Below are 8,227 nucleotides of genomic sequence, written 5' to 3' on the forward strand. Positions count from 1 at the left end.
CGCTTTTTATGAAATGGACGATCTCCTGTTTTTTTGTTTTGTTACTGGGCTATGCATGCGGAAGCCGGCAGCAGGCTTCCACAGCGGAACCGCAGGCACCGGTATTAAAACCCAATACCGGCCTCGGGATCTCGGAAAACAGGGAACTACTGGGAACACTCATTGATCTGAAAACTTACCCGCCTTACAGCGTTGTTTTTCAGTGGAACGGTCAGGACATGGACGGACTGGAAGCGATTCTCTATTATGATGAGCAGCACTACGGGGATATCCTGAATGCGTATATGGAAGCGGGTTTTCCCAAGGGGAATTATTCAAAGGCGCAATTCAGCTTTCCGTGGCTCGATAGTGCCCGGTATGCAGAGCTGCAATTCAGCAAGCCGGACTATGCAGGAAATCCGGATATCTTCCTGGGAACCGGCGGCAGGGGCATGCTTTGGTTCCTGGATAAAAAGGTCCTGCTGAAAGTAAAGCCATAGGGTTGGTAGCGGTCAGCCATCAGCAGTCAGTGACACAGAAGAATCTGATACCTCCTATGTTCGGTTAAAGTTTAAGGTTTCAGTTATACCGTGTTTGACCCCTCAAAGATCACAGGAGGGTTCCAGGTTTACCGTAGCGGGACATTGTTGAATGTGGTTTGATATTGTTTAAAAGGGGCAGACAACTGATAGCTGATAACTATTTCACCGCTGTTTCACCCTGTTTCACCGATATCGGAAGCATAAATATGGAACGAGCCCCGGAATTTAATAACTTGGTATATTATTTAGTATAAATTTGTTCAATCAAATCCTAAAACACAAACATATGAAAGGAGTTACGTTAGTCATTGTTATTCTGTTGGTGATCCTCGGCTTTATGGGGTGCAAGGGTTATAATGGCCTTGTAAAGGAACAGGAAAATGTAAATAATGCCTGGAGCAATGTCCAGAGCGAATACCAGAAAAGAAATGATCTCGTAGACAACCTGGTGGAAACGGTAAAAGGGGCCGCTAATTTTGAAAAATCCACCTTGACGGATGTGATCAACGCACGTGCCAAGGCAACATCTGTACAGGTAAATCCTGAAAATCTTACACCGGAGAAACTGGCCGAATTCCAGGCCGCCCAGGGGCAGATGACCAGTGCCCTGGGACGTTTGCTGGTTACCGTGGAAGCCTACCCGGAATTAAAGGCCAACCAGAACTTTCTGCAGTTGCAGGGGCAGCTGGAAGGGCTCGAGAATGATATCCGTGCGTCACGCCGGACCTTCAATACCGCAGTGAACAACTATAATGTAAAAGTGCGTTCATTCCCCATGAACATCCTGGGAGGCATCTTCGGGTTTCATGCCAAGGAAGGGTTTAAAGCTGATCCCGGTGCAGATAAGGCACCCAAAGTAAAATTCTAACAGCCTGTCACAGATGAAAAAAAGGGGGCTGATCATAGCGGCAGTGCTGGGCATTATAGCGATCTATTTTTTTACAACTTACAATTCGTTTGTTAAAAAGGACGAAAAAGTACAGCAGATGTGGAACGAGGTGCAGAATACCTATCAGCGCCGGTTGGATCTTACGCCCAATCTTGTTGGTGTCGTTAAGGGGATTTCCGGTTTTGAACAGTCGACCCTGGTGGCTATTGCAGAGGCACGTCAGAAAGCACAGCAGGGATCGGGAGGAGAGATGACGGCCGAAAACTACGGCCGGCAGGCCGTATTGCAGGATTCACTTGCAGCAGCCTCCAACCGGGTTATTGCGGTGATCGAAAAATATCCGGTCCTGAGGGGCACAGAGGCTTACCGGGGGCTGCAAACCCAGCTGGAAGGGAACGAGCGCCGGATCAAGGTAGCGCGCAATGATTTTAACGCGGCAGTGGCTGGCTATAACAGTGCTGTACGGGGTTTCCCGGGAAAGCTGGTTGCCGGGATCACCGGGTTCAAACCCCGGGAGGGGTTCCAGGCGGTGGCCGGTGCTGATAAAAATGTAGCAATTAAATTCTGATAACGTGGCTTTTTCTTTATTCAACAGACATCCGGAAGAAGTGCTTACCAGCGCCGAAAAAGAGCAGATCGTTGAAGCGATCCGCCAGGCAGAAAGCCGTACCAGTGGCGAAATACGCGTGTACCTGGAAAGCCATAACAAATATGTGGACCCTGTAGACCGTGCGGCAGAGGTATTCCTTAAACTGAAGATGGCCAACACGGTAGACCGGAATGCCGTATTGCTCTATGTAGCGGTTAAAGACCGGCAGCTGGCCATTTTCGGGGATGAGGGTATTTATCAGCGTACCGGGAAACAGTATTGGAACGAGCTGGTAACGAAAATACTGAGTCACTTTAATCAGAAACATTTTGCCTCCGGCATCAGCGAGTACATCCACCAGATCGGAGAAGGTCTCCACCATTATTTTCCTTTTGATCGGGCTACCGACCATAATGAGCTCCCGGACGATATCGTTTTTGGCAGTTAAGACGCAATGAAAAAAAATCTTTTATTATACTTTTTGCTGGTTTCGGCTGTGTCTTTTGCACAGATCGGATCCGTGATCCCGGAGCCCCCCAGTCCTCCCCGGCTGGTCAATGATTTTACCCGGAAGGATGCCTATGGCAAGGGCTTTATCACAAAAGAACAGGCAGATGCGCTGGAGCGCAAGCTGGTTGCCTATGACGACAGTACCTCCAATCAGATCGCTGTCGTGATCGTGGATGATCTGAAAGGCTATTCCAGGGACGACTATGCCATTGCGCTGGGAAGGAAATGGGGTGTTGGCGGGCAAAAGCAATTCAGCAACGGGGTGGTGGTACTGATCAATGCCGGGCCCAAAGACCGGGGCCTGTTTATTGCAACCGGGTATGGGCTGGAAGGGGCCATTACCGACCTGGTAGCCGACCAGATCATACAGGAGATCATCCTCCCGGATTTTAAACGGGGCGATAACTATCGCGGGCTGGATGAAGGCACAGATGCCCTGATCCAGGCAGCAGCCGGCAGGTTTAAAGCACCGGAGGGGTATCATGAGCGGGGCAAAGGCATTGGCTTTGGGACCATCATCCTGGTGGTCATCGTTGTAATCGTGTTTGTGGTCTTTATGAGCGGCGGTGGAAACGGCGGCGGTGGTTACGTTTCGCGGCGCGGTTACCGCGGCGGCGGCGGGTGGATCATACCTGGTGGCTGGTCGGGAGGTGGCGGCGGCGGCGGCTGGTCTGGCGGCGGCGGTGGAGGTTTCGGAGGCTTCGGCGGCGGCGGTTTTGGTGGCGGCGGAGCAGGAGGGAGCTGGTGAGCAGACCGGTTTCAGGAACCATACGCACAGTTTAAATCCGGGCCGTTTTATCCCCCGGTGATTGATTTGCTATTGTCTACGGACGTTCCCAAATACATATATACAAGGGGCTTTTATTGGGAGCCCGTTACATTTAACATTTCCTATGGGATATGGTACGTTCCCGGGGGGATGGTCATTCCCAAAGCGACAGCCTCCTGGTTATGACAGCTCCGATGTTTGTTTCAGGTTTGAGGTTATATCCGTTTTACTCCTCAAAGATAACAGGTTAAATGCCTGGTTCAATGTGGCTGGATATTGTTTAAGGTGCCACTGATAACTGCCCGAAGTTTCGGGGGCTGGTAGCTGAAATCTGACTGCTGATGGCCAAAAGCTGAATCTGATAGCTGAAATGACCTGTGCAACGGGCTGCTTTCAGAGAAACATTAAACCAGAAACTTTTCCACCTCGTATTATTCGTTATTTTTGTTAGAAGGAATCATTTTGATAGGATAAATAGAACAATACATATATCATGAATAAGCGTTTTTTACTGGCGATGATCTTTCTGCTGACAGGCTTTATTTCTTTCGCGCAATATTCGGTTCAATCAAAATATTTTGTTTACCTGCAAACCGAACCGGCTCAGCCATTTTTCATAAAAATCAACGGGCAGCGTATTGAGGCCAACTCTTCGGGATACCTGATCCTGCCGCAGTTAAAGGATGGAGATTACCGGTTGGTTGTTGGGTTCCAGGACAATAAGAGCCCGGAGATGACCTTTAAATTTAAGATCGATTCAAAAGATAAAGGATACCTCATTAAAAATTTTGGTGCAGATGGCTGGTCGCTGTTTGATCTGCAAACCATGGATGTGCAAAAGCCGCTTTCGGCCGAAGAGGCCGCAGCACTGGCTAAAACGGAGGCGCCCAAGCCGCAACCCCGCCGCCAGGAACCCAAGCCACAACCTAAGCAGGAAACACCCGCACCGGTAGTGCCGGCAGAAACGGCAGCTGTACAACAGACTCCCCAGCCGGTTCAGCAACCGCCTGCGCAACAGCCGCCGGCCCAGCAAACACCTGCTCCTGTTGAGAACAGCAGCGTAAGCGATTTTACAAAAGTACTTTCAAAAGCTGCCAATAACCCTGGTCTGCTGGAACAGCCCAAACCCGAGGAAAAGCCGGTAGAGAAAGCAGAGACCCCGGCACCGGCAGAAAACAAGGACAGTGAAAAAGACGAAACGCCTCAGGAAAATGGGGCTACCCGGCCGGAACCGGAAGCTCCGGCAAAGGAACCCGGGAATAGTAGCACAAAAGTTGGAAAAGGTGCCGTAGTAAAATTATCGCAGCATTCTTCCGGAACGGGAACAGTTGTGCTGTATGAAGACCGCAGCACCGGCGGGAAAACGGAACAGATAGAGATCACAATACCCGCTGCAGCAAAAGAAGCATCTGAAGCTGTTAAGCCTGCAGCAGAAAAAGAGCCGGCGGCGGCCGACGGCAAAGAGGACGAACAGGTTGCTGCCGGGGCAAAGCCGCTGAACGGGCAGGAAAACGGAGACGGGAAGAAGAAGGAAAAACCGGCTGCCGCAGCGGCGCCGGCCGCACCCGGAAACTGCAAGACGGTTGCTACGGAAGATGACTTTTTAAAGCTGCGCAGAGATATGGCTGGCAAGGAAAATGATGAGCAGATGATAGAGGAGGCCCGGCGGGCATTTAAGATGAAATGTTATACCAGCGCACAGGTAAAATACATCAGCAGTATGTTCTTATCGAATGCAGGCAAGTACAACTTCTTTGAGGCAGCCCGGGCGCATGTTGCTGACCCCGAAAATTTCGGTGCGCTGCAGTCGGAGATCAAAGACGACTATTACAAAGAGAAATTCAACGGTCTTATTAAATAGTAAAATGCTGAAAACTGATGGCTGAAAGCTGTCAGCCCTTGGCCGCCAGGTTACCATGCGTTATTTTTTGGAAGTTTCTTATAAGGGAACCCGCTACAGCGGCTTTCAGATTCAGGACAAGGGGGCAACCATCCAGGGTGAGATTGAGCGGGCGTTAGCCATTTTTTTTAAAGAAACCTTTGTGCTTACCGGGTCCTCCCGGACCGATAGCGGCGTGCATGCCTTTCAGAATTTTTTTCACTTTGACTGGAACCGGGATTTTGATATAAAATGGATGTATAACCTGAATGCCATCCTGCCCGGTGATATCGTTATTAAGGAGATCCGGAGGGTTGCTGATGATGCTCACAGCCGGTTTGATGCATTGAGCCGCTCCTATGTGTATAAGGTATACCAGTTTAAAAATGCGTTCCTGGCCGATACGGCTTATTTTTACCCCTACCCCCTGGACCTGGAGGCCATGAACCAGGCCGCCTCTTTATTAAAGAGTTTTAAAGATTTCAGCAGCTTTTCCAAGAAAAATACCCAGGTAAAAACCTTTCATTGTAATCTGATGGAAAGCTACTGGGTGCAGGAAAATGATCTTTTTCTGTATCATGTAACCGCCAATCGCTTTCTGAGAGGAATGGTCAGGGCACTGGTAGCCACGATGCTGCGGGTAGGACGGCAGTCTCTTACCATAGAGGCCTTTGAACAGGTTATCAGGCAGGCAAATTGTGGCACTGCCTGGTTCGATGCACCGGCACGTGGTTTAACCCTGCAACGGGTAACCTATCCAATATAATCGCCAGGTCTTATGCCGCTGATCCTGTAACGCAATGCTATATGATATAGGGCTGTTTTTTTAAGGCCCTTCTGTTAAAGAACCTTTTAACTGACGCAGAAAGCTGTTGAATGCCCGGGCGCTGGAATTTCAGGTAATGGAAGTAATCCAGGTATTCCTGAACCGTATGGGTGATGTTTAATTTGGTTAACGCAAAATTCCGGAAAAATTTTCCATCCTCACGCCGGAACTTTTTTATTTCCCTGGCTACTTCAGCAACGGAGAACGGTTTATTGAAATACCGGCCCGAGCAGTTTTTTAAAAGACTGCGTTCCAGCTGGTCTTTTACATACCCATCGCCACAGGGTTTAAAATAGGAGCGGTGGTCAAATATGATCACCGGTCGCCCGCAGGCCATAGCTTCATAGGCCGACCGTCCGATGCCTACAACAAGATCGGCCTTGTTGATGACTTTTTCTACATGCCATTCCGGGTTTTTATACTTGTTCAGGGTGATGAGGTCCACACCGGTTGCCTTACAGGAGGCTTCAAGAATGTTGTTGGCTTCCTCGGAGTGGCAAAGGCTCAGCACCGTTTGTACTTCGCTGTTTAACGGGGTCTCGCTTTTGTACCGGTCTACATTAATCCCATTTAAAATAATCTTGCTTGGTAAATTCTTCTGCGATAGATGCTCCTTTACTTCCTGCGAAATAGCCACGTATCCGTTTGCATAGGGCGAGGGTTGCTCCAGCTCCGGGTAGATGCCATGACAGGTCTGGATAACGAACCCGCGCAGCCGCAGGTGGTTTACACAGGTGTGATGATTGGCCAGTATAAGATCATACCGCCTCTTTTGCCGGAACTTTATACCGAGGTCGGCCTCCAGTTTGTCAGATACCCATCCTTTCTGAAAGGTAAAATAGTCCACTTCAAAATCCTGCTTCTTCAGCTCTTCAGCCAGTGCATATGTGTAGGTCTCTGATCCTCCCAAATTTTCCAAATGGTTATTAGCGATGAGGATCGAACGCGGGGTCTTATTCATAAATCTATTATTTGTTCAATGGGGTTAGATATGAACCGGTTTTGTGAACCGGGTCTGGAATACTGCTTCAAACTACCTTACAGCAACAGCATACCTGGTAAAATCCGGTATACAATGGCATTGACAGGGTTTAAAGTGTAATGGTCAATACTACATTATGTATAGACGCTTTTTATCTGCGAACTATGCGGTTCACCGGATTTTTTTTGACAGGGGGCTGGGGCCGCTTTTTTATAACGCGGGAATGATGATGGTATTGGCTTTCCCGGGTTTTATTTAAAAAAGAAGTGTTTTTTGAAAAATAAATTTTGCAGTTCAGAAAAAGGTTCTATATTTGCACTCCGTTTGCGAAACGGATGAGTTCTCTGAGAAGAAAATAAAAGATTAAAAGCTCTGAAACATTGATCCAGTCTGGATTTCAGAAGCATCTACTACTATAATGAATACCAGTAAAACTGTTGCTGGGAATTCCGCTTATACTTACCAAATGGTTAGAAAAATAGAAAAAAATATTTTGCTGATCGTGTTGAAAATCAAAATGAAAGTTGTATCTTTGCAGTCCGCTTGGAAATAAGGGATGGTAAAAAACAAGCACTTCAATTCACAGGTAAGTTCTTCACATATAAATAGTTACACTGAAAATTATTTAAAAATATTTTTGGTGATTTGAAAAAAAGGTTTTACCTTTGCAACCCCGAAGCGGAAGAAAAGAAAGGGTTTAGTTCTTAAAAAAAATAAATGATACGGTGTTTAAGGCGCGAAGCTGGTTCGAGTCCGGCGGTATTGACAAATTTGTTGGAGTTGCCTTTTAGGGGTAATGAAGGCGAAAAGATCTTTGAAAGTATGGAAACAATAGCACAATTCAGTCACATTATGTTGTGACAACGAAAAGGTAAGTCAAAAAGCAAATAACATTAGATTTTTGGCACGTTAATTTTTCTCTTGAGAATTTTTAGATGTCAGTAAGTCAAACTCATTTACAACGGAGAGTTTGATCCTGGCTCAGGATGAACGCTAGCGGCAGGCTTAATACATGCAAGTCGTGGGGTAGAGAGGTGCTTGCACTTCTTGAGACCGGCAAACGGGTGCGGAACACGTACACAACCTTCCTTTTAGAGGGGGATAGCCCAGGGAAACTTGGATTAATACCCCGTAAGATGATGATGAGGCATCTCATTGTTATTATAGCAGCGATGCGCTAGAAGACGGGTGTGCGTATGATTAGGTAGTTGGTGAGGTAACGGCTCACCAAGCCAACGATCATTAACTGGTGTGAGAGCACG

The 8,227-nt window shown here is 47.8% G+C and carries 8 protein-coding genes and 1 rRNA gene; 8 read left to right on the plus strand and 1 reads right to left on the minus strand.

Annotation, left to right across the window (positions count from 1 at the left end):
* The first annotated feature begins 8 nt into the window (after nt 1-8).
* From BLS44_RS14490 to truA, 7 genes are all read left to right on the plus strand, one after another.
* Entirely contained in the window at nt 9-479 is a 471-nt protein-coding gene (locus tag BLS44_RS14490; RefSeq protein ID WP_090390812.1) for a hypothetical protein, read from the plus strand.
* A 328-nt stretch (nt 480-807) separates the two neighbouring features.
* Nucleotides 808-1,389: a LemA family protein gene (locus BLS44_RS14495; protein ID WP_090390814.1), complete on the plus strand. Its 582-nt coding sequence runs from the start codon at nt 808-810 to the stop codon at nt 1,387-1,389.
* Nucleotides 1,390-1,402: 13 nt separating this feature from the next.
* Entirely contained in the window at nt 1,403-1,978 is a 576-nt protein-coding gene (locus BLS44_RS14500; RefSeq protein ID WP_090390816.1) for a LemA family protein, read from the plus strand.
* 4 nt (nt 1,979-1,982) lie between these two features.
* Complete coding sequence (locus tag BLS44_RS14505; protein WP_090390817.1) at nt 1,983-2,447, plus strand: TPM domain-containing protein; 465 nt, start codon at nt 1,983-1,985, stop codon at nt 2,445-2,447.
* A 6-nt stretch (nt 2,448-2,453) separates the two neighbouring features.
* Complete coding sequence (locus tag BLS44_RS14510) at nt 2,454-3,257, plus strand: TPM domain-containing protein (RefSeq protein WP_090390818.1); 804 nt, start codon at nt 2,454-2,456, stop codon at nt 3,255-3,257.
* Between the two features lie 514 nt (nt 3,258-3,771).
* A complete protein-coding gene (locus BLS44_RS14515; RefSeq protein ID WP_090390820.1) occupies nt 3,772-5,139 on the plus strand; it encodes a DUF4476 domain-containing protein in 1,368 nt (455 codons plus the stop codon).
* Nucleotides 5,140-5,194: 55 nt separating this feature from the next.
* Nucleotides 5,195-5,923 (plus strand): tRNA pseudouridine(38-40) synthase TruA, encoded by a 729-nt coding sequence (gene truA, locus BLS44_RS14520; protein WP_090390822.1) that lies wholly within the window; start codon nt 5,195-5,197, stop codon nt 5,921-5,923.
* 37 nt (nt 5,924-5,960) lie between these two features.
* On the opposite strand, the gene BLS44_RS14525 is transcribed toward truA, so the two are convergent.
* Nucleotides 5,961-6,944, minus strand: a complete 984-nt coding sequence (locus tag BLS44_RS14525; protein ID WP_090390824.1) for a glycosyltransferase family protein — start codon at nt 6,942-6,944, stop codon at nt 5,961-5,963.
* A gap of 979 nt (nt 6,945-7,923) precedes the next feature.
* Here BLS44_RS14525 and BLS44_RS14530 point away from each other — a divergent pair.
* Nucleotides 7,924-8,227, plus strand: a 16S ribosomal RNA gene (locus tag BLS44_RS14530); the annotation flags it as partial.

Origin of the sequence: Niabella drilacis (assembly GCF_900101395.1) — a bacterium.
GTDB classification, from domain to species: domain Bacteria; phylum Bacteroidota; class Bacteroidia; order Chitinophagales; family Chitinophagaceae; genus Niabella; species Niabella drilacis.